This window comes from Streptomyces mirabilis (assembly GCF_018310535.1).
Lineage (GTDB): Bacteria > Actinomycetota > Actinomycetes > Streptomycetales > Streptomycetaceae > Streptomyces.
The window spans coordinates 8,263,681-8,286,105 of sequence record NZ_CP074102.1 but is presented as its reverse complement, the minus strand read 5'-3'; the positions used below and the strand labels follow the sequence as shown (position 1 = coordinate 8,286,105).

The 22,425-nt window shown below is 68.9% G+C and carries 16 protein-coding genes and 1 pseudogene; 9 read left to right on the top strand and 8 right to left on the bottom strand.

The genetic code is table 11. The features are described from left to right. Nucleotides 1-341: 341 nt before the first annotated feature. Nucleotides 342-740, top strand: coding sequence for a hypothetical protein (locus SMIR_RS36730; protein ID WP_212727980.1), 399 nt, complete (start codon nt 342-344; stop codon nt 738-740). A 382-nt stretch (nt 741-1,122) separates the two neighbouring features. Here the strand turns inward: SMIR_RS36730 and SMIR_RS36725 are convergent, their stop codons facing one another. Both SMIR_RS36725 and SMIR_RS36720 read right to left on the bottom strand, forming a co-directional pair. After that, nucleotides 1,123-1,488 (bottom strand): hypothetical protein, encoded by a 366-nt coding sequence (locus SMIR_RS36725; RefSeq protein WP_212727979.1) that lies wholly within the window; start codon nt 1,486-1,488, stop codon nt 1,123-1,125. A 271-nt stretch (nt 1,489-1,759) separates the two neighbouring features. Next, nucleotides 1,760-2,755, bottom strand: coding sequence for a TrmB family transcriptional regulator (locus tag SMIR_RS36720; protein WP_168489463.1), 996 nt, complete (start codon nt 2,753-2,755; stop codon nt 1,760-1,762). A gap of 820 nt (nt 2,756-3,575) precedes the next feature. Here SMIR_RS36720 and SMIR_RS36715 point away from each other — a divergent pair. Beyond that, nucleotides 3,576-7,757: a S8 family serine peptidase gene (locus tag SMIR_RS36715; RefSeq protein ID WP_212727978.1), complete on the top strand. Its 4,182-nt coding sequence runs from the start codon at nt 3,576-3,578 to the stop codon at nt 7,755-7,757. 344 nt (nt 7,758-8,101) lie between these two features. Here the strand turns inward: SMIR_RS36715 and SMIR_RS36710 are convergent, their stop codons facing one another. Then, nucleotides 8,102-9,151, bottom strand: coding sequence for a nuclear transport factor 2 family protein (locus tag SMIR_RS36710; protein ID WP_212727977.1), 1,050 nt, complete (start codon nt 9,149-9,151; stop codon nt 8,102-8,104). Between the two features lie 153 nt (nt 9,152-9,304). Continuing rightward, nucleotides 9,305-10,105 carry an alpha/beta fold hydrolase gene (locus SMIR_RS36705; RefSeq protein WP_212727976.1) on the bottom strand — a complete coding sequence of 267 codons (801 nt, stop codon included), beginning with the start codon at nt 10,103-10,105 and terminating at the stop codon, nt 9,305-9,307. A gap of 288 nt (nt 10,106-10,393) precedes the next feature. Between SMIR_RS36705 and SMIR_RS36700 the strand changes: the two genes are divergently transcribed. Continuing rightward, nucleotides 10,394-11,341, top strand: coding sequence for a GlxA family transcriptional regulator (locus SMIR_RS36700; RefSeq protein ID WP_168489471.1), 948 nt, complete (start codon nt 10,394-10,396; stop codon nt 11,339-11,341). A 299-nt stretch (nt 11,342-11,640) separates the two neighbouring features. On the opposite strand, the gene SMIR_RS36695 is transcribed toward SMIR_RS36700, so the two are convergent. Both SMIR_RS36695 and SMIR_RS36690 read right to left on the bottom strand, forming a co-directional pair. Then, a complete protein-coding gene (locus tag SMIR_RS36695) occupies nt 11,641-11,865 on the bottom strand; it encodes a hypothetical protein (RefSeq protein ID WP_168489473.1) in 225 nt (74 codons plus the stop codon). A gap of 547 nt (nt 11,866-12,412) precedes the next feature. Further along, nucleotides 12,413-15,121, bottom strand: a complete 2,709-nt coding sequence (locus tag SMIR_RS36690; protein WP_168500845.1) for a SpoIIE family protein phosphatase — start codon at nt 15,119-15,121, stop codon at nt 12,413-12,415. Between the two features lie 258 nt (nt 15,122-15,379). Between SMIR_RS36690 and SMIR_RS36685 the strand changes: the two genes are divergently transcribed. From SMIR_RS36685 to SMIR_RS36675, 3 genes and pseudogenes are all read left to right on the top strand, one after another. Next, entirely contained in the window at nt 15,380-15,829 is a 450-nt protein-coding gene (locus SMIR_RS36685) for a hypothetical protein (protein ID WP_212727975.1), read from the top strand. 581 nt (nt 15,830-16,410) lie between these two features. After that, nucleotides 16,411-16,661: pseudogene (locus SMIR_RS36680) on the top strand (IS5/IS1182 family transposase); the annotation flags it as partial. Nucleotides 16,662-16,926: 265 nt separating this feature from the next. Then, nucleotides 16,927-18,138: an FAD-dependent oxidoreductase gene (locus SMIR_RS36675; protein WP_212727974.1), complete on the top strand. Its 1,212-nt coding sequence runs from the start codon at nt 16,927-16,929 to the stop codon at nt 18,136-18,138. Nucleotides 18,139-18,476: 338 nt separating this feature from the next. Here SMIR_RS36675 and SMIR_RS36670 read toward each other — a convergent pair whose 3' ends face one another. Further along, nucleotides 18,477-19,172: an alpha/beta fold hydrolase gene (locus tag SMIR_RS36670; protein ID WP_168489480.1), complete on the bottom strand. Its 696-nt coding sequence runs from the start codon at nt 19,170-19,172 to the stop codon at nt 18,477-18,479. 94 nt (nt 19,173-19,266) lie between these two features. On the opposite strand from SMIR_RS36670, the gene SMIR_RS36665 reads away from it, so the two are divergent. Then, nucleotides 19,267-19,722 (top strand): TetR/AcrR family transcriptional regulator, encoded by a 456-nt coding sequence (locus SMIR_RS36665; RefSeq protein ID WP_249938541.1) that lies wholly within the window; start codon nt 19,267-19,269, stop codon nt 19,720-19,722. A gap of 335 nt (nt 19,723-20,057) precedes the next feature. Here SMIR_RS36665 and SMIR_RS36660 read toward each other — a convergent pair whose 3' ends face one another. After that, nucleotides 20,058-20,945 carry a helix-turn-helix transcriptional regulator gene (locus tag SMIR_RS36660; RefSeq protein WP_212727973.1) on the bottom strand — a complete coding sequence of 296 codons (888 nt, stop codon included), beginning with the start codon at nt 20,943-20,945 and terminating at the stop codon, nt 20,058-20,060. Nucleotides 20,946-21,111: 166 nt separating this feature from the next. Here SMIR_RS36660 and SMIR_RS36655 point away from each other — a divergent pair, with 166 nt between their 5' ends. Together SMIR_RS36655 and SMIR_RS36650 are read left to right on the top strand one after the other, a co-directional pair. Further along, nucleotides 21,112-21,327, top strand: coding sequence for a tautomerase family protein (locus SMIR_RS36655; RefSeq protein ID WP_057602221.1), 216 nt, complete (start codon nt 21,112-21,114; stop codon nt 21,325-21,327). A 427-nt stretch (nt 21,328-21,754) separates the two neighbouring features. Continuing rightward, nucleotides 21,755-22,021 carry a hypothetical protein gene (locus SMIR_RS36650; RefSeq protein ID WP_212727972.1) on the top strand — a complete coding sequence of 89 codons (267 nt, stop codon included), beginning with the start codon at nt 21,755-21,757 and terminating at the stop codon, nt 22,019-22,021. Nucleotides 22,022-22,425 lie beyond the last annotated feature (404 nt).

Here is a 22,425-nt window from a genome sequence, read left to right as displayed (position 1 = left end):
GTGGAGGAAGCGTTCGCGTTCAGCGGCCGTCCCCGAGTGACGCCTGCCTGTGACGCCACCGAGGTGGTCGGCGATGGGGAACCGTTGGCCCGTGTCCCGTCTCGCAGGATCTTGCCTCCGTCTCACCGGACTTTCCCCGATTCGCAAGCGAGGGACAAGGGCAGGTGAGACAGCCCACGTCACCGGGTTGCAGCTCGACGGCCGTCAGTTACGAGGTAGTGACAATCGGGGGCCAACTTCTCAGCGCGCTGACTACTCTTCTTCGGTGAAAGCGCGCCAATTGGGCAGCTATGAACCCTAGCTGGCGCAAAGGGAACGAAGAAGTCCAAGGAGACCTGAGCATGAAGCTTGGTATGAAGCGGCTCGCGGTGGTCGGCGCGCTGGGTGTGGCCTCAGCAGCACTGGCGGCGTCCCCGGCGTTCGCGAAGAGCGACATCTCGATTCAGGCCACCCCCCACACCGCGCATGCCGGCCACGTCGTGAAGGTACACGGCCAGGGCGACGACGACGCCGAGCAGTACACCCTGCTCGTCATACAGGAGCGGTCCGGCAAACCCGGCCACTGGGGCCACTGGCACGCCGTCACGCGGAGCTTCAGCGGCGATGCGCAAGCGAACGTGAAAGCCACGCACACGGGCGAGCTGCAGTTCCGTTCAGTGCTGTACTCGACCGACAAGCACCACCAGCACGCGAAGACGGACCGCACCTCCACGCCGGTGACCGTCCACGTCGTCCACTAGCCGGCGCGCCCTTCGATGACCGTGGCCAGTGCGGGCCACGGGTGCGGGCTGGTGCAGTCCCCTCGGGCGTGTTCGTGGTCTTCGGTCGTTGCCGCCGGCGCTCCGCTGGGATACAGCCGGTCAGGGGCCAGTACATCGGCGTACGTCCGGTGCTGGTCCCGGCAAACCAGGAGCCAGCGCTTACTCGATCGCCACGTCCTCAAGAGCGCGTCACAGAGGACGGCACAGCGGAGCGCTACGCGCACGACCGAAAAGGGAGACGCGAAATTAGGCGTGGCCCTCCACGGGTGACGGTGTACCGGACAATGAATCAGATTCCGGTACACCACCACTGCCGTCTATTCGGTGCAGTCAGTCTTCCGCCGCGCCTCCGGAAGAATCATCAGCCGTCATACCAGCCGTATTGAGTGATGGTGCCGTGACCGCTGCAGCTGCCCCCGAAATCCCAGAAACCGGGCCCCTGCAGCGGGCCATGGATGTCCGTGCCATCACTGCAGTGAGTCCACGCCCCGGTGCGGCCGTAATCGACGGTGACCGTTGCACGCCAGGACACCCCGTTAAAGGAATACGTGTTGAAGCCGTGGTTCGGGACATGCATGGGGCTTACTTTGCCCGACTGCCAGACGACGTGGTGCGTCACGTCCGCTGTTGTCGAGTTGGGCGTCGCCGCCTCAGCTACGCCACCCATGGCGACGGTGCCCGCGATGGTCGCGGCTCCGAAGAACAGGCTGATCGCTTTTCTGTGCACGGGTCAGTTCCCCCTGTCGCAAGTTTGGTCATGTGCACGCTATTGAGATTTCCTGATGCGAGTCAACTGGACCAAGGAGTTGAAATAAGCCAAAGAAGACAGAGAGAAATGGAACTTGTTTCCTCATTCCGTCCCGACACCATTTGCGCTGGTGGGCAAGGTGTTCCCATGGACAAGGTTCGCGAGAACGGAACCTGGTGGCTTCGTCAGCGGTTCGTAACGACGCGATTTCCCGCAGAAACCGCCCTGCACTCGGGTGCGGCGGTCACGGTCACAGCCAGCCGCGGCGAGCCGCGAGGAGGCCGGCCTGGAAGCGTGTAGGGGCACCCAACTGGGCCATCACACGCTGAATGCGCCTTTGCGTGGTGCGCTCGCTCCAGCCCTGGACCCGGGCAATGGCGGCGTCGGTGAGCCCGGCGGCGAGCAGCGTGAGCAGGTGGCGGGTCTCCACGTCGGGTCCGTCGGCCGCCGGTTCCTCCGCGGTAGCGGCGTGCGGCGCCTGGCCCGTCACGGACACCGGAACGGCTCGCTCCCACTCCGCCTCGAAGAGTGACTCCAGGGCCACCAGCATCGGCGAGCTGTGCACCAGGTAGGCAGCGGACTGTCCGCCCTGCGCGAGACTGAAGTGGATAACAGCGTCCCGGCTGTCGCAGATGACGAGCTTGAGCGGCAACTCGGCTCGGACCCGCGCCTGTTCGCCGGCCCGGACGCTGGGCAGGATGTCGCCGCTCAGACGGCCCGGCCAGGCCACCGCCGCACGGTCGTAGACCACCCGGTGCGCCACGCCCGCGCGCTGCTGCTGGATCTGTCCCTCGAAGTTGCTGCCCGGGCGGTCGACATACGGGGGCCGGTCGAAGACCCGTACTTCGCGGCGTGCCTCGGCGGTCAGCCGCCGTACCGCGGCGATGACATCGGTGCGGTCGGTGAGCAGCTCGACCGGCATGTCGGGGTGGCTGATCCGGGATGCCTCGCGGTGAGCGTCCATCAACTGGTGCACCAGCAACCGGGCCTCGCCCAGTTGCTCTTCCCGTCGGCGGATGAGGGCGGTGACCGCGACATCGGGTGCCACCGCGGTGAACCGGGGCGGCCGCCCGGTCGCTCGTGTCGCCAGGCCGTTGTTGACCAGCGCGGCCAGGAGCCGTGCCACGGCCGGCGTGGACAAGCCGCAGGCGTCCGCCAATTCGCGGGCCGTGGCCCGCGGCAGGCCGACCAGCACGGCGTACGCGCGCTCCGTTTCGTCCGTCAGACCCAGCACGTTGAATGCCATGCGTTCTCACCGTTTCCATGGCGGCTCCGGCCAGCTGGCGGGAGACGGCCACCTCTGTCGCCTTGTGCGGCTCGTGTCGTGATCGACATCTTCCCTTCCGGCAAGGAGGTGCCCTCCGGCGGGCCTCCTCCGCCCCCTCGGCGTGGGCCGGTGTCCTCACGCCGGGCGCCGGGCGCCGGGCAGCCGAAGCCCACATCCCGTGGGCGTTCATCACCGTCATCTCCCGCCGCCTGGTCCGGCGGCGCCGATGCACCGAGGCGGTCCCGGCCACCCTCTCGACCGTCACCTGAAGAACCGCTGCGAAAAGAGGATGTGACACGACTTCGTCGGCACTGTCCTACGAAGCGATCAAGTCGCCTATCCCCATCAGCAAGCCGGAAGTCCTGCGGACGTCGCCCCGAGGGCGGGAAAATCGGGTGCGGTTGTCCGGCGGCCACCGCCGCTGGGCCATGCGGCGAGTGTGAACACCACCGCGAGAGGACCGCGGTACGGGCGCCTGCGCCACACGGTGAGGCGGGCGGCCGATTCCGCGTCACGGGCCGTCCCCGCTTCCGACCGCCAACTCTCGGGCCACTCACCGCGGCAGGCTGCAGACGCGTCACAGCAACGCTTTGTTTCGTCGGTCTTACCCAGCACGTCGAATGCCGCGCAATCAAGCCGTTTCGGTGGCGACTTCTTGCCAGTTGGCGTAAGTCCGCCGCCCTCGTGATCTTGTGCCGGCTTCGCCAGGTTGACAGATTCCCCCAAGCGTGGGCGCTGTCCGGGGGTGGCGCCTTCTCTGTGCTTCCTCCCGAGTTCCTTTGTGAGAAGTGGAGTGCCCATGAAACGGCGGAGAAGAGCGATCGCTCGCGGTGTCGCCACCATAGCCAGCGCGGCCGTACTGCTCGGCACACCCGTGCAGTACGCGGCGGCCGCCGGAGCGCAGACCCCAGAGGCCGATTCCGGCGCGAAAGGTACGTCCGCGGGGGCTGCGCTGCCCTCCACCCCCGGATCCTCAGCGCTCGGTCCGTGGCGCTCGTTCCTGAAGCCCACGCCCGCGCAGTCGGCGAAGAACAGCCCTCACCAGGTCCTTGTGGTACTCGGCTCGGCCACCCAGGTGACGGGCAAGTCGCTGGGCAAGCAGCGTAATCTGCAGGTTCGTACCCCGCTGACCTCGGACACCGCGGTCAACACCGCGCTCCACAGGGCCGGCGCGGTCTCCATGCGGCCCCTGATGCCGGGTCTCGCGGCCGCCCAGGCCCAGCAGTTGCGCTCAGCAGCCGAGGCGAAGCTGGGCTCCGGGGCGATCGACCTGTCCAAGGTCCAAGTCGTCCAGCTCACCGGCGGCGACGCCACGGCGGCTGCCCGGGCGCTGGCCGCCACGCCCGGTGTCGTCTACGCCGAGCCCGACCAGACCGTCTCCCCCATGAACACCGGCCCCGTGCCGCTGTCCTCCTCGGTGAGCGCCACGGCGGGTAAGGCCGGCTCGTCGGCGAAGGGGCGGGGCAGCGGTGCGACCGGCTCAGACGGTGTACCCGGCAACGCGGCTCTCGGCACCTCGCTGCAGAGCTTCCTCAACGCCGGCGGTGTCAACGCGACGGGCGCCTACAGCTTGCTGAAGGAGAAGTTCGACCAGCTGCCCGGCACCGGTGAGACCATCACCAACGTATCGATCGGCGACCTCACCGACACATCGACGCCGAACCTGGGCGCAACGGGGCCAACGACCGTCGTCCAGAACGGCCAGCGGTACCTGGACATCCCCACGATGCCCTTGATACCCACCTACACCGCGGACGCGACCGGCGCACTCGACCCGACGGGCTCGGCCCAGGAGGAGGACCCCTCGCTGGGTGAGGTCCTTCTGGACTTCTCGGTGATGGCGCCGCTTCCGCACGAACTCCAGCGCCCGGGCATGCAGGGCAGTGGGGCCTCCGATCTCCTGGGCATCGCCCCGGGTGCCAACTACCGGCTTGTCGTCCCGCAGCAGCCGACGTTCAGCCAGATCGCGGTGGCGCTGCTGGCCGCGGCCCGGCAGCAGCCGCGACCCGCCGTGATCACCGCCAGCCTCGGTTACGGCACCGACGCTGCGGGGCTCCCCGGCCGCTATCTGGAGGACGACCCGGTCCAGCAGGCCGTGATCGCGTCGATCGTGCAGCAGTACGGCATCACCATGGTGGTCTCGTCGAACGACGGGACCAGGCTGTACACGAACGCGGCCGTCGGGCCCGACGGCGGCAGCACCGCGACCAACGTGACCCGCAAGGCCGCCGACACCACCCGGATCGACGACGACCAGCTGTCGACCACGCCCAGCAAGGTGCTGGACTCCGGCGCGATCGCCGCGGGCGGTACCACCACCGACGACACGCTGTCCGTGCCGCCGCAGAACGGCGGAGCCGCGTCGGCCAACGGGACCTGGGCGACCACCAGGCTCAACGGTTCCGGGGTCTTCTCCTCAGGATTCGGCACGCGCGTGGACGTCTCGGCGCCCAGTGACGGCATTCCCGCCTTCGAGCACCAGGGCCAGACCGCGCAGTCGGTGACGGAGGTCCTCAGCGGAGGCACTTCGGCGTCGGCGCCCGAGATCGCGGCCGCTGCCGCGGTCGTGCTGCAGGCCTCTCGGCTGACCGGGCAGCACCCGTCGCCCGATGACGTCCGTTCGCTGCTGGAGCGCACCGGCCGGGCCGTGCCCACGCCGCCGCAGATCGACCAGCCGCTGCACGTGGGCCCGCAACTCGACGTCACCGCCGCGCTGCAAGCGGTCCTGGCCAAGGCACACGGCAGCCACGCCGACACGGGCGCGCCCCGCATCGTCCGGCTCTCCGTGGCGCATCGCCAGACCACGGGCGGACTCGGGAGCTCGTACCTGGAGGCCACCGACCCCGGACGCATCGACCTGGCCGGACCGGGCTCGGGCTCCAGCGCCACCGGGGAGGGCCTGGTGGGACCGGTGACCATCGGCGCCGACGTGACCGGCCTGCCCGACCAGCAAGGCGTCAGCTACGCGCTGCGCATCGGGCATCACGAGTTCACCTCCGATGTGCCGGCGATCCGGCTGACCCCCAGGCAGATGCTGACCGCGGCCGGACTGCCGGTCGTCTCCGCGACGGACCGTCAGGTCTCGCTCACCTTCGAAGTGCGCCACGGCCACCAGGTGCTGGCCTCAGCCACCCACGAGCTGACCTTCGGCCCCACCGACGGCGGCTACGTCGAGTCGCTCGCCCCGGTGGTCCAGCCCGTCGTCAAGGCGGGACACTCCGTTCAGGTGAGCTACGACCTCACCGGTGTGCGGAACGTCAGCTCGCCGGAGTTGGTCGTGTCGGGAGTCGGCCACTGGAGCCCCGCGGCGGCGCCCATCTTCTCCGCCTCCTACACCGCCCCGCTGACGGGACTTCACGGCAGGGTCACCGTCCCGGCCGGCGCCTTCTCCGCCGGCGGCGGCATCTACGGGATCGGTATCCTCGAGAACCCCACAGGCAACCGCAAGGGTGGCCCGCTGTACGGCGAGTTCGCCTCGATCCGGGTCGACGGCGGTGACCCCTCGCAACGCCCGGCAGCGCCGACCCTGGCCGCGAAGACATCCGGAGAGTTCGGTCACCTGCTGGAGATCAACCGGGCCGCACCGCAGTTCTCGGTGCACTACGACGTATCGGGGGTCAAGGGCGCCACCGGCACGCTGCTGGAGTTCTCCGCACCCGGGCCGAACTTGTACAACTCGTACAACCTGGTCAGCAACCAGAACGGCACCACCCGCGACCACAACGGAGTGGACAGCCCGGCCACGCTCGACCGCTCGCTGAAGGGCACGCGGGGCACGGCGGCACTCGACGCCCTCGCGCTCAAGCTTCCCTCATCGATCGCCTATGACCTGCGGGTGTTCGCCGTCGACCAGCACGGCAAGATAATCGGCCAGGCTTCGCCGACGTCCCTGCTGGGATACGACGACGGACTGGCCCCCGACGGGACCAACCTGACCAACTTCGCGATCGTCCCCGGCGGCACGTCCGTCGCGGCGATCGAAAGCCCCACCGGTGAAGGCTCGGTGTACGACTACAACGCCGCCACCGGAACCTATGGGCGCAAGTTGACGAGCGACCCCGCGTACGGCTCCATCTACGAGGTGTTCGGCGTCGACTCCGCCCACCACACGCTGGTCCTGCACAAGCAGACCACCACCGGCGAGCAGTGGCTCGAGACCTACGACACGAGCACCGGCAACGCGGTCGGCAGCCCCGTCCGGGTCGACGACCAGTACGTCGTGATCGGCGGGCGGGTAGACGCCAAGCGCCACCGTGCAGCGGTACTCACCTCCCGTTCAAGCGACCGCGCTGGCTTCGTGCTCCCCGTGAACACGGCGACCGGCGCTCAAGGGATGCCGCTCGAGCTCGAGCCCACCCCGGACGGCTTTGCCACGTACGGCCTGCTGGACGTGGACGAGTCGACTGGCGTCTTCTCCGCGCAGAAGACCGGAAGCACCATCAACTGCTTGGCCTCGACCGGGTCCGGCACCATAGCCGCGATCAACCTGGACAGCGCAACGGTCACCCACAGCAACGCCGGAATCCCTTGCGCCGGGAACCTCGCCTCCGACCAGAAGGGCAACCTCTACGAAACGTGGTACCACTCATCCAGCGTCAACTTCGCCGGCACCGGGTACTACGCGCAGTTGCCCAGCGGGGACCCGGTGAATCTCGGAACGAACCAAGCGGCTGAAGCGCTCGCCATCGACGGCGTGCACCAACTGGGGCTGTTCGCCTTCCGGTACCCGGACCTGAAGCCGACAGGCGGCTTTCAGCAGTACGGCTTCGGCGACAACAACGCCACCGGCCGCATCGCCGTCGTCGACCTGAAGACGGGCGAGACGGTGGGCACCGTGACCGGCGTCGAGTACCTCCCTGCCGGCGCCTACAACGGCAGGCTCCCAGGCCATCACGAGCGCGCCATCCAGCTCGACCCGGCAACACGGACCGGCTGGACGTACGCGGCCGACGGCAGCCAGATCCAGCAGTTCTCCTACTGATCCGATTCGCTGCTCCACCACCCGGGTCCGCGGGCGCCACAGCGCCCGCGGACCCGCGGCGTTACGGAGGACCGGCGGCGCAGGACCCGGCCTAGGACCGGGGCGAGGCGAGGCGAGGACGAACGGGCAGCCGTTCGCAGGTTGTCGCGGGCAGGGAAGGCTCCGCGGGGTTGAGGAACTCCACAACAGGCATGGGGGGCGGCTGGGCCGTCGGGCGATGAGGCGGGGACGCGGTTGGCCCGCAACGGACGTCCCTCACAGCATCCTGAGCATTGATCAGATGCCCGCTGAGCCCTGAAAGGGGCGGGCGGCCTGTGCTTCCGTGCCCAGGCCGCCCGACGCGGTCAGCTGAAGAACGGGTCGTCCACGACGTGAACCCAGCCGCCGTCCGGCTGGCGTCGGAGGATCTCGGTGGTGGTGGAGATCACCGGCTGCGGTCCGACCCCGGTGAGGATGGCGTTGTTCGACACCAGGGCGACGTCGTCGACCTGTCGGATCTCGCGCGGTTCGAGCTTGAGGCGGGCACCGCTGTCGACCATCTGTTGCATGGCCTTGCGGATGGCGTCCGTGCCCACCAGGTGGATTCCGGGAGTGGGGACGAAGTGGGCGTTCGGCTCGTAGAGCGACACCAAACCCTCGATGTCACCGGCCTCCAGGTACTCCATGAACAAGGCACCCACCTGCTGGGGCGTATCGGCGCGGCGCCGGGCGGTGACGCCGACCGGCTTGTCGCCCCAGCCGGCCGCGTCGATCAGGTCGTACCAGGTGGGATAGGCGCCGTAGGGCAGGTGGCGACGCAGCAGGTCGCCGATGAAGGTCGTCGGGGACGCCTTCTGGGGCTTGGCCACGGCCTGGGTGATGATCATGTCGCTGAACCCGTGGGCCAGGTCCTGACGCGGCAGCAGGGCGTGTACTTCGTCGGCGAGGCCGGCCGGAAGGCTCTCACGCTGGATTCCGAGGATGTCGGTGGCGATGCCCGCCTGGGCCAGCGCCACCTCCGTGCCCTTCCGCGAGGCGATGCCGTCCGTGGTGTGCAGAGCGATGGCGTCCCAGGCGACGGCGATACGCTCTTCCTCGACACCACGCTCGCGGAGGAATGCCGCTGCGAGGTCGGCGCCGTCGACCTCGAAACGCTGGTCGCCGTTGCTGCCCTCCTCGCTCAGTCCCAGGTCGTGCAGGACGCAGCTGACGAACAGCAGTTCGTCGTCGTAGTCGGTACCGGCACGCAGACCCTGGTTCTGGGCATGGGCGCGGGCGAAGACGTAGCTGCGGACGCAGTGATCGTGAATGAAGGCAGGCGTGGCCTGTGCCGCAAAGGCGAATGTGTCCCGGGTGAGGCTCGTGTCGGGGAGGTCGAGCTGCTCGAAGACGGACAGGTGTGCGTCGGTGGTCATGATGTGTCTCCTTCTTTTGGGCCCCGGTCCGGGGCAGATCGCCACGGTGGCCGGGTGGCACGCTCACGCGTGCCAGGTATGGGGGGCGGCCGCACGGCACGTGGAGCGACAGCCGATCGCCCCACGGGGGGATGTGCGGCTGGAGCGCTGCGCTTACAGCTGGGCGACGAACGCGCCCATGTGCGCGGCCACTTGGTCGGGCACCTCAAGGGGCGAGAGGTGGCCGGTGTCCTTCAGGACGGTCAGTGTGGCGGTCGGGATCAGCGGCAGCAGGTGGTCGGCGAGCACGGTCGGCGGGTCGACCTTGTCGTGGCTGCCCGCGAGAACCAGCACCGGCACCTCGATGGCTGAGACGCCGGCCGACACGTCCTGGACCAGGCCCTGACGCGGCCACTCGAGACGGGCCTCGTCGCCACCGCGCAGACTGTCCTCGACCACCTGCCGGCGCAGCTCGGGAGTCAGCCCGCCGCGGGTCAGCATCAGGTCGATGCTCTGAAGAACCGCCTCCTCGTTGTCGTAGGCGTGGGAAACCGTCTCCTGCACCTGCTCGGTCACCCCGATCGGCGCGGGCGGCGCGGGCGCCACGAGGACGACTCCGCTCAGACCGGCGGGCTTGCGTGCGGCCAGCATCTGGGCCACCTTGCCGCCCATGGAGTGCCCGACGAGCACGTAGCGGGGGTATCCGAGCGCGTCGATGACGCGCTGCGCGTCGTCCGCGAGCTGATCCAGGTCGTAAGGTCCCGGCACGCTCGTGGAGTCGCCCCATCCACGCTGGTCGTAGGCCACGAAGCCCTGCCCGGGATCCAGACGCTGCAGCACCGGGATCCAGGTGCGCCGTGAGCCTCCCCAGTAGTGCAGGAAGATCAGCGCCGGGCCGTCACCCTCGCGTACGTGGGCGTACACCTGGCCGTCCCGCACGTCGAAGAAGCGGCCCACCACATTCTGCGAAGTCATTGTCAGCTCCTCGTCCACGGCCGGGGCTCTCGGACCGCTCCACTGATGGGTGGAGCCGGTTGCCCCGCGCTCGCTCTTCGATCCTGCTTCGGAACCTCCCTTCCAGACCACGGCTCATCTGCCAGCATGCGTATCTTTTGGGCCAGAACGGTGCGGATGGGCCATTGCATTCCGGTCGCACGATCAGCGGCCTGATCTGCGGATTTATCTCGGGTACATTCCTGGGGCAGGGCGTGGCGGCTCCCTGGCTCCCCTTGTGACACTGGTGTCGGACGTAATATTGCGGCCATGAACAAGCACCGGGTCATGGTCCTGGCGGTCGACGGCGTGCTGCCCATGGATCTGGGGATCCCCACGCAGATCTTCAACGCCCGTCCGAACACCCCCTACGAACTCACCGTGTGCGGCGACACCGAGGAGGCCGTGACCACGAGCGCCGGTTTCACCCTCGGGCTGACCGCGGGTCTCGAGGCGCTCGCCGAAGCGGACACGATCATCGTCCCGGGCTTCGAGGACTTCCGGCGCCCTCCGCACCCACGGGTGAGGGCCGCTCTCAAGCTCGCCGGCCGCGCCGGGATACGCATCGCTTCCATCTGCACCGGCGCCTTCGCCGTCGCCTCGGCCGGACTGCTCGACGGCCGCACCGTCACCACCCACTGGGCCATGGCGGATGACCTCGAAGAGCTCTACCCCCGGCTGCGCGTCGACCGCAACGTCCTCTACATCGACAACGACACCATCCTGACCTCCGCGGGATTTACGGCCGGCATCGACCTGTGTCTGCACATGGTCCGCAAAGACCTCGGCGCAGCCGTCGCGAACGACATCGCCAGGGACATCGTCGCCGCCCCACACCGCGACGGCGGACAGGCCCAATACATCAACAGGACCCTCCCCACCCCCCAGGCCACCACGCTCGCCGACACCCGTGAATGGGCCCTGCTCCACCTCGAAGAAGACCTCACCATCCCCCACCTCGCCGACCATGCCGGCGTCTCCCCACGCACCCTGACCCGCCTATGGCGCCAGGAAACCGGTGTCAGCCCCCACCAATGGCTCCTGACCGCCCGCATCAACCGCGCGCGAGAACTCCTGGAGACCACCGACCTCCAGGTGGAACAGATCGCCATCCGGTGCGGCCTCGGCAGCGGCGCCAACATGCGCGCCCGATTCCGTGACGCCCTCTGCATCACGCCCACGGCCTATCGCCGCACGTTCCAGCACCAGGCCGCCTGACGGCGAAGGCCAGGCGCGGTCAAAGAGTCCGTCGACCCAGGCACGCGTCCGCCCCGGCAGTGTCCAGAGCGGAAAGATCGCCTCACGGTAGTGCTTCGAGGCCGTCCGACCGATCCAGGACGCCATCGAACAACGGGTGCGCGGCCTGCTCGCCGAACTCGGCATCTCGGCATCTCGGCATCTCGGCATCTCGGCATCTCGGCATCCGCATGACCGCAGCGCGGGGCACGGTCAGACCACGAGGCTCATGCCGTCCCGTGAACCGACGCCAAAGTGACCACCGGTGTGCTGTTGCGCCGTCACGCCTCGGTTTGCTGTGCCGTGGGGCGGATGATGGCGACGTCGGTGTGGGCTTCCAGGACTGCACGCAGGGATGCGCTCTCCGTGGTGAGGCGCCGGACGTGGTCTTCGTAGATGTGCAGGTGGCGGGCGGAGACGGTGGCCCGCGGTCCGTCCTCGGCTTCGCGCAGCAGGGTGTCGACCGCAGCTTCGACAGCTTGCGCGGTCAGGCTGTGCCGTCTCATGTGGAGCCCTCGGAGGCATGCGCCGGAAGAGTCTTGTTGAGGAAGGTGCCGATCTCGTCACAGCGGCGGCCCAGGCGGTCACGTACGAGTGGCGGGAGGATGTCGGCACGGGGCAACTGGGCTTCCAGCAAGATGAGTTGGTTGCGCCGAGCCGCCGTTTTCGCTTCGGTGAAGGCGGCGTTGTCACAGGCCAGGGGCCTGCACTCGGGCAGGGACGGGGCATATGTGGCGCCGGCCGGTGGCAGCACAAGCGCCGGTCGGGGTTGTCTTTGCACGTGACGAACATGCCGGGGTAGATCCGCGGGTCGTTGCGGGTCAAGTTTGCGCATTTGGGCTTCGCCGGGGATCTTGCCCATGAAGCGGATCCGGTCGCCGAACTGCTCCAGCCGCCGAGGTCGGCAGCGAGGCTGGCATGACGATCCGACTGTCCGACGGCAACGGCACCGGACTGCATCCAGCCGCGAGAACCCACATCGTTGCGCTCGCGGCCCCGGTTGCACGGTCGGGGCACGGAGGAGGTCGCGGGCAGCCGCGAGGCGGGGCCGGATCAGGCGGGCGGTGGGGCGGTGGGCGGGGCTTGTTCGGTGGGCTGGTCCCTTGCGGAGAGCTGCTGTTCCGTCCAGATGACCTTTCCGCCGGATGTGTAGCGAGTACCCCAGCGATCGGCGAACTGGGCAACCAGGAAGAGGCCCCGGCCGCCCTCGTCCATGGTGGTGGCTCGGCGCAGGTGCGGAGAGACGCTGCTGCCGTCGGAGACCTCGCAGATGAGGCTGCGGTCGCGGATCAAGCGCACACCGATGGGGCCGGTTGCGTGCCGGATGGCATTGGTGACCAGCTCGCTGAGGATCAACTCCAGAGTGAACGCTTCCTCTTCCATACCCCAGTCGCCCAGGAGCCGGGTGGCGGCAGCACGCACGCCGGCAACGGCCGAGGGGTCGGACGGTACGTCCCAGGACGCGGTGCGACTGCCGTCGAGCAGCCGAGTGCTGGCGACAATCAGGGCTACGTCGTCGCGTGGCGCTACGCGGACCATGGCATCCATCGCTGCACGGCACACCTGGTCCGACGTTTGCCCGGCGTGTGCAACAGCACGACGCAGACGCTCGATGCCTTCATCGATGTCACGCTGCCGGTCTTCGATCAGGCCGTCGGTGTAGAGGACGATGGCGGTGCCCTCGGGCAGAAGTATCTCTGTCCTTTCGTAGGGCAGTCCTCCCAGCCCCAACGGCGGGCCGGCCGGTACGCCGGGCAGGTCCGCATGCCCGTCCGGGCGCACGATGATGGGTTCCAGATGGCCCGCCCTGGCCATGGTGCAGAGACGGGAGATCGGGTCGTAGATCGCGTACAGGCAGGTGGCGCCCGTGAGTGTCGGTGTTTCACCGTCGCCGTCCCGGTCCTGGTCGATGCGGGTGACAAGTTCGTCCAGGTGCCAGAGCAGTTCGTCAGGTGGCAGGTCGAGCGTGGAGAAGTTGTGGACGGCGGTGCGCAGTTGTCCCATGGTGGCGGCGGCGTGCAGTCCGTGCCCCACAACGTCGCCCACCACGATGGCGACGCGGGCTCCGGGGAGGGGTATGACGTCGAACCAGTCACCGCCGACACCGCCGAGTCCTGCCTCTGCCGGAAGATAGCGGTGCGCCACGTCGACCGCGCTCTGCTCGGGGAGCGCATGCGGCAGAAGGCTGCGCTGCAGCGTGACCGCCATGGTGTGCTCGCGGGTGAAGCGACGGGCGTTCTCGATACTCACCGCCGCGCGGGCGACCAGTTCCTCTGCGAGCGAGAGGTCTTCCTGAGTGAACGATGTCGGCTCCTTGGAACGCCAGAACGTCGCCATGCCGAGAATCACTCCGCGGGCTCGCAGGGGAGCGGCGATCATGGAGTGGATGCCGTATGCCACCAGTCTGCGAGCTCGGTCGGGGTCCTGTACCTGCCAGCCGGAGAAGGCTGCCAGGTCGGCCTCCAGCACGATCTGCTCGGAACCGAAGCTGGATGCCTGCGGTGTTGACGGGTCGAAATGGATGAGCTCACCAGGAGGGTAGAGCGGCGCATCCTTGCGTATGCCGTCCACTGCGACGCGACGTAGTTCCGCTGCACGCAATGGGTTCGGTTCGTCGCCGCGCAGCACGGCATCGACCAGGTCGACGGTGACGTAGTCGGCGAACCTGGGCACGGCGAACGCCGCCAGTTCCTGAGCCGTGTGGGTCACGTCGAGGGTGGTGCCGATGCGTATACCGGCGTCGTACAGCAGTTTGAGCCGTTCCTGGACTACTTCCACCCGGCCCATCAGCGCGCTGAGTTCGGTTGTGTCGCGCAGCGTGGCGACCCAGCCTCCCAGCCCGGGCTGCTGCGCCATGGGGCGTTGGCTGACGGCCAGGATCCGGTCGCCCACCTCGATGACCTCGTCCGTGGTCGCCCTGCCCGACAGGAGAAGCTGCTCGGCCTTCGGTTCGAGCCCCAGATCCGTGACGGGCCGGCCGTCCCCGTCGGCCCTCAGCCCGAGCAGGCGCCGTGCTTCGTCATTGGCCAGCAACAGACGACCCTGGGAATCGACGATCAGAACACCCTCCCGCACCGTGTGCAGAACAGCATCGTGGTGCTCGTACATACGGGTCATCTGCGTCGGGCCGAGGCCGTGTGTCTGACGACGCAGGCGCCTGCTGATCAGTGCTGTTCCCCCGGTGGCCGCCGAGAGCACCACGCCGGTTGCCCCCAGGACGAGTGGCACCTGCCGCTCGGCTGCCAGGCTCACCTGCTTGACCGTGATGCCCGCGGCGACGAGACCGATGACCCTCCCCCCACCTGTGGTGACGGGAACGACGGTGCGGACCGAGGGGCCCAGCGTCCCGGCAGTCGTTTCGGTGACGATCCCGCCGTGCTGCGCTGCCGCGATGCTGCCGATGTAGCGCCGCCCGATCTGCGCGGGGTTCGGATGGGTGTAGCGGATGCCCGCGGGACTCATCACGACGACGAAGTCCACGGCGGTGCGTCGACGGGTTTCTTCGGCCTGCGGCTGAAGCACGGCGGTCGGATTCGGGCTGGACAACGCCTGTCGCACGGTGGGGGAGGCGGCGACTGCCGAGGCAACGGCCAGTGACCGGTCGCGGGCCTCGCGCTCGGCGTCGGCCCGGTACTGGAACATCAGGGTGGCGACCGCCGCTGCGGCAAGGGCCAGGATCAAAATGGCCTGCAGGAGGAATACCTGGCCCGCGACGGTGGGCAGCCCACGCCAGGACCGCATACGCCCGATCAGCTGATGCATATGCCCATATAACATCGCGGATATATCAATAACACCCCCTAGGGGACATGCAACCTCACTGACGGTTCGAAGCGTGCCCGGATGCGTACGCACGGTGAGCGCGAGTCTTACCCGATGTCGCCGTCGGTCCAGGTGACCACCCGGATCCCCGTCTCCCTGCAGTCGGCGCCCTTCGGTTCCCGCCGAGAAGGCGCTCGTACGCTGCGAGCGCGGCGATTGAGCGGCCCAGCCCGCTCCACTGTGTCTACGCTGCCGCTCATGACCAGCAAGATCCCCGTACGTGGGGGCAGGAAGGGTCAGCAGCACCGGGCGGCCCCGGACGATCTGCGGTCCTACGCGGTGACGCCTGCGTCGCCGGTGACGGTGACCCGGCCCGACGGGTCGGTGGAGACCCGGGCGCCGAAGACCGCAAGGAAAGCGAGCCCGGCGCCGCGGCGGCGAGGTCCGGCCGTGTGCGCGATGTGCGCTGACCCGATCGAGGGGAAGGTCTGGGTCAGTCGTGAACTGGGGCCGTGCCGGGGCAAGCCCGTACACCCGGAGTGCGCGAAGAAGGCGCAGGCCGTCACGGCAGACCGGCGGGAAGCGAAACAGAAGGAGCGGGCCGCCAAGCCGAAGCGGGCGTCCCTGGTGGAAGAGAACCGGCGACTGTTCGCGGAGCAGGACCACATCCGGGAGCTGCGGCGCCGGCGCAGCCGGCCGAAGGAGTAGCCGGGCAGCGCTACAGGTCCCCGGGGCGTACATCGTCCCAGGGACCTGTTGAAGATTTTGGGGATGGTTTGCGCTACCCGGCTCTTCGCGCGCACGGTGTCGTTGCCGGTCAGGGCTCTGAGGGGGTTGCCGTGGAACGGGTTCGGTACCGGTGGCGGGATGAGTACGAGGGTGATCCGGAGTACCAGCGCACCCTGGCGGCGATGGAACGACCCTGGTGGAAAAGGCCGGTGCCCATCGTGGGAGGCGTAGTCGCTGGCGCCGTCGCTTCGTTCTTCCTGGGCGGTGCGCTCATGAGCACTGGGAGCAGCTCGGGCACCCCTTCGCCGGCCCCTGGGTTCAAGGGCAGGGCGATGCCGCGCTCTTGGAGTGCAAGAACAGCTACTACGTGACGGATCAGGGCCAGGTCCTGCCGAAGCAGCCCGGGGCTCCAAGGCCAGATGGCAGGGACCAGGCCGTGTCCGGTGGGTCGCGTACTGCCTCTACGTCCTCATCGTTTCGGTCGGCGTCGGACGAGGCGACCTGTCGAACGAGGAATGGGCCCGGTTGGAGCCACACTTGGTCGGCCTGCCCCGCACCGCCCCGATGAAGCTCTCGGCCGCTCCCGCGGAGGGCTGAGCGCGAAGATTCACCTGGCTGGTGAAGGCGGGCCGCGGCCTCTGGCTCTTCTCGTTGCACCCGGTCAGTGGGGGAACGCCGTGACCAGCGAGCCCACCGCCGCAACCGCGGCAGCACGGGCGGAAGGTCCATTGCCTTCGACCAGGCTTGATATGTCCACAGGAACGAAATCGAGCGCACCATAGACGGGATCAAGAACTTTCGGGGCCCCGCCCCCGCACGGCCTGACCCACCGGACACGGCCTGATGCAACGAGCTGCACAGCGTTGCCCCTCAAGTAGCCGCCCGACCAATTCACAGTGGCATGGCTGGTGTTGGCGCTGCGGGGCTCGCGGCCGAACCTGTGCTAGCTTTTTTTCTGGACGTACAAAAGTCACGGTCCGGTAGGTAGTCCGGATGGCGGTCATGCGCTCGTACAGTGCCGTTGAGGCACGTCCGGTGCGTCCCTTTTCGTTTCATCTTCGAGAAGGGACACAGCTGTGTCGGATCTGCATGTCATCATCGCCGGGGGCGGGCTGGGCGGCCTGGCCCTCGCGCAGGGGCTTCGCCAGGCGGGGATCAGCGTCGCGGTGTACGAGAAGGACTCCACCGCGGCCTTCCGCAACCAGGGCTACCGCATCCGCATCAACTCCGACGGCATCACCGCGCTCAGGGCGGTGCTGACGCCGCAGGCCTACGAGGTGTTCGCGGCTACCGCCACCCCCGGGTCGCGCATGAACGTGTTCGACCACCAGCTGAACCTGCTGCACGCCCAGGAACTCCCGCCCGTCCCGGACCTGCCCGGCGGCGGGCACCTGGCGGTCAACCGCATGACGCTGCGGCAGATCCTGTTGTCCGGCCTGGACAAGGCGGTGCGCTACGGTGCCCAGCTGACCCACTACGACACCGCCCGGTCGGGCTCGGTGACCGCGCACTTCGCGGACGGCACCAGCGCCACGGGCGATGTCCTGATCGGCGCCGACGGGGTCAACTCGGCCGCCCGGAGGCAGTACCTGCCCCAGGCTCAGGTCGTCGACGCCGGACTGCGGCTGCTCTACGGCAAGGTCCCGTTCGCCGGTGACCAGGCCCGAGCCCTGGTCCCGCCCGAACTGCTCGGACTGTGGACCACCGTCATCGGCCCGGACAAGCGCTTCGTAGGACTCGCTCCCGTGCAGTACCGCGAGCCCCTGCACCAGGCGACGGCCCGGCTGGCTTCCGACATCGAGCTCAGCGACGACAGCGACTACCTCGCGTGCGTCTTCGGCACCCGACGTGAGCAGATTCCTTGCACGGACGAGGAGTTCTTCGCGATGAACGGCGCGGAACTACGGGCGCTCACGCTCTCCCTGGTGGGGGGATGGCACCCGGGACTGGTCGAGATCGTGTCCCGTCAGGACCCCGCCTCGATCTTCCCGGTCTCGGTGCGCACCAGCGTGCCCGTCGCGACGTGGGAGACCACCGCGGTCACCCTGCTGGGCGACGCCATCCACGTCATGAGCCCTGCCATCGGCGTTGGCGCGAACACCGCACTCCGTGACGCGCGGGTACTGACCGCTCGACTCGTTCAGGCCGCGGGTGGTCTGCCGTTGGCCGAGGCTCTGCACGCGTACGAGGAAGAGATGATCGGCTACGGCTTCGACGCCGTGCGCGAATCGGCCGCCCGCGGACACAACCTGGTGGGACAGGACCCGCTGCCCTCCACAGGGGTGTAGGCGTCTGCGTCTGGCAACCGCCCGCACACCGAACCGTGCGAACCCACTTCCCGCCTGCGAAGTGATCCAGATACGTTCACGCCATAAGCGACAGGGTCGAAGCGATCCTGGACTCGCGGCCTCGTTCGCCGACGCTACGCGGTTGACCTTGGCGGGCCGCGCGTCAGGGGAGACGGCCCTTGAGGATCAACGGTCGGAAATCTGGCGCCAAGCCGGTGTTCGCAGGTCGACGTCCTGCCCGTTGTGGGCCATGTAGGCCCTCGACAGAAGTTCTTCCTCGGCGCTCACGACGGCCTCGTGGACCGCGGATCGCCGGCCCGGCTCGTCCGCGGCTGCCGTCACAGGCTCAGCAGCAGGTCCCGGACCGCGGCGGGCTGGGACAGGAACGGGTGGTGGCCGGCCTCGAGTTCGACGACGCTCCCGGCCCGGCGGGCGAACTCGCGCTGCAGGCGCGGCGGGGTGCCGCGGTCCTGAGTGCAGACGAGATACGTCGAGGGCACCTGCTGCCATGCGGCCGCCCCGACCGGCTGCCCGGTCACCTGCGCGCTCTGCCGGGCGAGGTGGTCCGCCGCCTGCTCCTGGACCTCAGAATCGCAGTCCTGCAAGAACGTGTCCACGAGCAGCTCGGGGCGGACCCCGAACGTGCCGGCGTCGGGGTCGACGTCGAGGAACGGGGCGGGGCTGCCGTCCCCGAAATCCGAAAGGCTCTGCCCGACCTCGGGCAGGTAGCTGGAGACCAGCAACAGGTGGCGTACCGACCCGATTCCCGCAGCGGCTTCCGCGGTGATGATGCCGCCGTAGCTGTGGGCGACCACGACGGTCGGCTCCTCGCTGTCCTGCAGCACCTGCCGCACCGCGGCAACATCCTCGGACAGCCCCGGACCGCCGACGCCGCCGGGCGGGCCCGCCTCGCCGCAGCTCGGCAGCGCAGGAGCCACGCTCTGCACCCCTTGCTCCTGCAGCAGCCCGGCGGTGCGGTGCCACCACCACGACCCGTCCCGCACGCACGCCCCATGCACGAACACGACCCTCATCGCCACCTCCACGTCTGCCTTGACTGCCTTGACTGTCTCGACTGCCTTTCGATCAACGGTAGACGTAGCCGCCGTTACGTGAAGAAGTCGGGCCGTGGGCAGACGACCGCAACCGCACATCAAGGAGAGGCTGCTCGATGCCTGCGCTGATCACGCCCTCGCGCACGGCCTCCCCGACCGGCTCGAACCGCCGGCCACCGCCACCGGCACCTCAGCCCGCATGCTGATTTATCACTTCGGCACCCGCGACGCCCTGCTGCGGGCCGTCCTCGGGCACGCGCGGCAACGCCAACTCGACACATTCGGCGACCTCCTGCGGGTGCGACCCGACGAGCCCTACACGGCCACCCTGAACCGCGCCTGGACCTCCATCACCGGCCCGGACGGGCGGCCGTACCTGCGGATGTTCGGTCAGCTGCGCGAGAGTGCGGAGCAGCAGTTGTGGCCCAACCCAGGCGAGGAAGCCTGGGGCCGCTGCTGTCGTACGGACAGGGCTGACAACTTCGAGATATGCCACTCGCTTTCGGCGTGCTGCAGCGTGAACGTGTAGAAGCCGGTCGTGATCACGGTCGGGCTCCCACCTGCGTTCGACGTCGGCATCAGGTGGGCCACCCCACTGCCGTGTCGGCGTCCACACGGTGGAAGACCACGTTGATCAGGTTGTGCCTTCGCCGCTCGGCCTGCGCCTCCGATGTATCTCGCACCAAGTCGAGAATCGCCGCGCGTCCGCGGAGCTGTCCGCCCCCACGCCGACTCCGTCAACTCCTCGTCCCACCCCGAGATCAATTATCAGACACGCCCGAGTGCTCTGCTGTGCGTCGTTGGCGATGGCCACGAGAGGCGGAGGCCTGCCGCACGGGCGGCTCCGGGCCTGGCCATCCACTCTCAGCCCGTGTGGACGCCGCCCTCGGTGCGGGAGGCGCCCTCGGTCGCCACCATGTCCTGCGTGCCGATGACGCCGAGCAGCTCAAGCTGAGCGGCGCCCTCGGTACCGGGCGGTGCCGTGAACCACAGGAGGCGCTGGCGGCCGTCCTCGCTGAACAGACTGTGGCAGTCCAACTCGATGACGCCCAGCGCGGGGTGCACGATGCGCTTGTGATCGGTGCGGCGCAGGCCGACGTCATGGGTGTCCCACAGGGCAGCGAACTCCGCGCTGCGCCGCCGCAGTGCGGCCGTCATCCCGGCGACCTCGGTGTCGCGGCCCCGGCGGGCGGCAACTGCCTGCAGGTCAGCGACGAAGACCCGTGAGTGGTGCGGATGGTCCTCGGGCGGGTAGACCGCGCGGGCGGCCGGATCCATGAACCAGCGGTACGCGAAGCCGGTGGCCGGGCCGCGCGGCTCTGGAGCCCGGCCGAGCAGTGCCGCGGCCAACTCGTTCTGGACGAGGGTCTCGTGCAGGTCGGTGATGACCTGGGCCGGGGTGGTGCCCAGCCGGTCCAGCAGCCCGAGCAGAGCGGGCTGGACGTGCCGCGCGCTCGCGCCGAGCGCCGATGCGGGCAGCGGCCGGTCGGCGAGATGGAACAGGTGGTCACGCTGGTCGCCGCCCAGCCGCAGGGCCCGGGCGAGGGCGGCCAGTGTCTGGGACGACGGCTGGGCGCCGCGTCCACGCTCCAGCTCGGTGTAATAGTCGGCCGACAGGCCCGCCAGTTGCGCAACCTCCTCGCGCCGCAGGCCGGGCACCCGGCGCCGGGGCCCGGCGGGCAGGCCGACGTCGGCCGGCCGGATCCGATCACGCCGGGACCTGAGGAACGCCGCAAGCTCGGGAAGGTTCACCCGCTCATCGTCACCTCTCCGGCGGGGTCCGAGCCAGGGGCTGGTGACCCCTGGGTGGGCTCAGCCCTGGCCGGAGCAGGTGACTCGGACGGATGGTTGCCCCATCGGGGTCGACCTCCTGCTCGATGTGAGCAGCTCCGGTGCCCCCGCACGAAGAGAGATCACCATGCCATTCGCGAACTTCAAGGTCCCCGCCGGCGCCCTCACCGCAGAGCAGAAGGAGCAGATCATCACGCGCACCACCGACCTGTACGCCGAGATCTTCGGCGACCGCGCCCGGGCCACCACCCTCGTACTGGTCGAAGAGGTCGCCGACGCCGGATGGGGCATCGGCGGCGGTGTCCTGACGCTTGCCAAGATCCGGCAGACGCCGCAGGAGTGACAGCCTTGCCGGTCGCCGCCCGCAGCGCGACCACATTCGTCGCCCCGTGGAGGGCGGCGCGGATCTCGACGAGGCCGCAGCCACGGCGCAGTGTCGCGTCCCGGCACGCGCCGCCGCCCGTGGCGCGGGCACTCGTCGACGGTCATGAAGCCGTCCGGGAAGCCCTTCGGCCGAGCCAGGCGCGGTGTCGGCGCCGACGGGCGGCTCTACGGGGTGGGCGGCCATCTCGGCCCGGTGCGCGAGGGAGCCCGGACCGCCGCCGAAGACCCGGGCGTGCACGGGAATGCCGCCGTCGGCGGACACCGCGAGCCCGGCCTGGACCTGCTTGAGGTCCGCCCGTCGGTCCTTGGGATGCCCGTACTTGATGACCGGGTACTGCTCGTCCTGACCCTCGGTCGGGTTGGCGCCGTGGACGGACATGCTGGTCATGTCCCAGTGCAACCTACCGACGTCGATGCCGAACTCGGCGACCGCCCGCGCCCCGACCGTGCCCGCGATCCGCTCCAGCTCCGGGGCGATCGCGTCCAGCGCCCGGGCAAGGCGGTCGTCGTTCAGCAGACCCGACTCGACGCCGAGCACTTCCTCCATCGCCGAGGTACGAGCCCAGTCGCCCCTCCGCACCAGCGGAGCGGGCGAGGTGAGCCGGTTCGCCACCATTGGAGATTCCGGGGGTGCTGCCGCCGCCCGTCCGTGACCTGGTCCTCAACACAGCCGTCATCCTGGAGACAGCCCCGGTCGAAGGAGCTGTCAAGTGAGCTGAACCGGGACCGCGGCTGCCGTACAGCGCCTGGTCCCGGGTGCTCCGACCTGCGTGCGCCGACCGGTTGACGATGACTTCCCGGTCGTACGGTCGGAGGTCAGACTCCAAAGCGAGGCAGCTGGTCGGGGGCGAGGTCCTCACGTACTGCTGGTACCCGTCGCCTGTTCCAAGTGCACGGTATTCCTCGCGTGGGGCTTGTTGCCGTGCCCTCTTGGAGACCGGACGCCCCGCGAGGATGAGGATGCATATCTCTTCCAACTACTCTCGTTTTAAAGGGACTTGAATGTATGGTCGGCTTCGGCCTCTCACCGGGAGGAGCCAACGCAGGGGGGAGAACT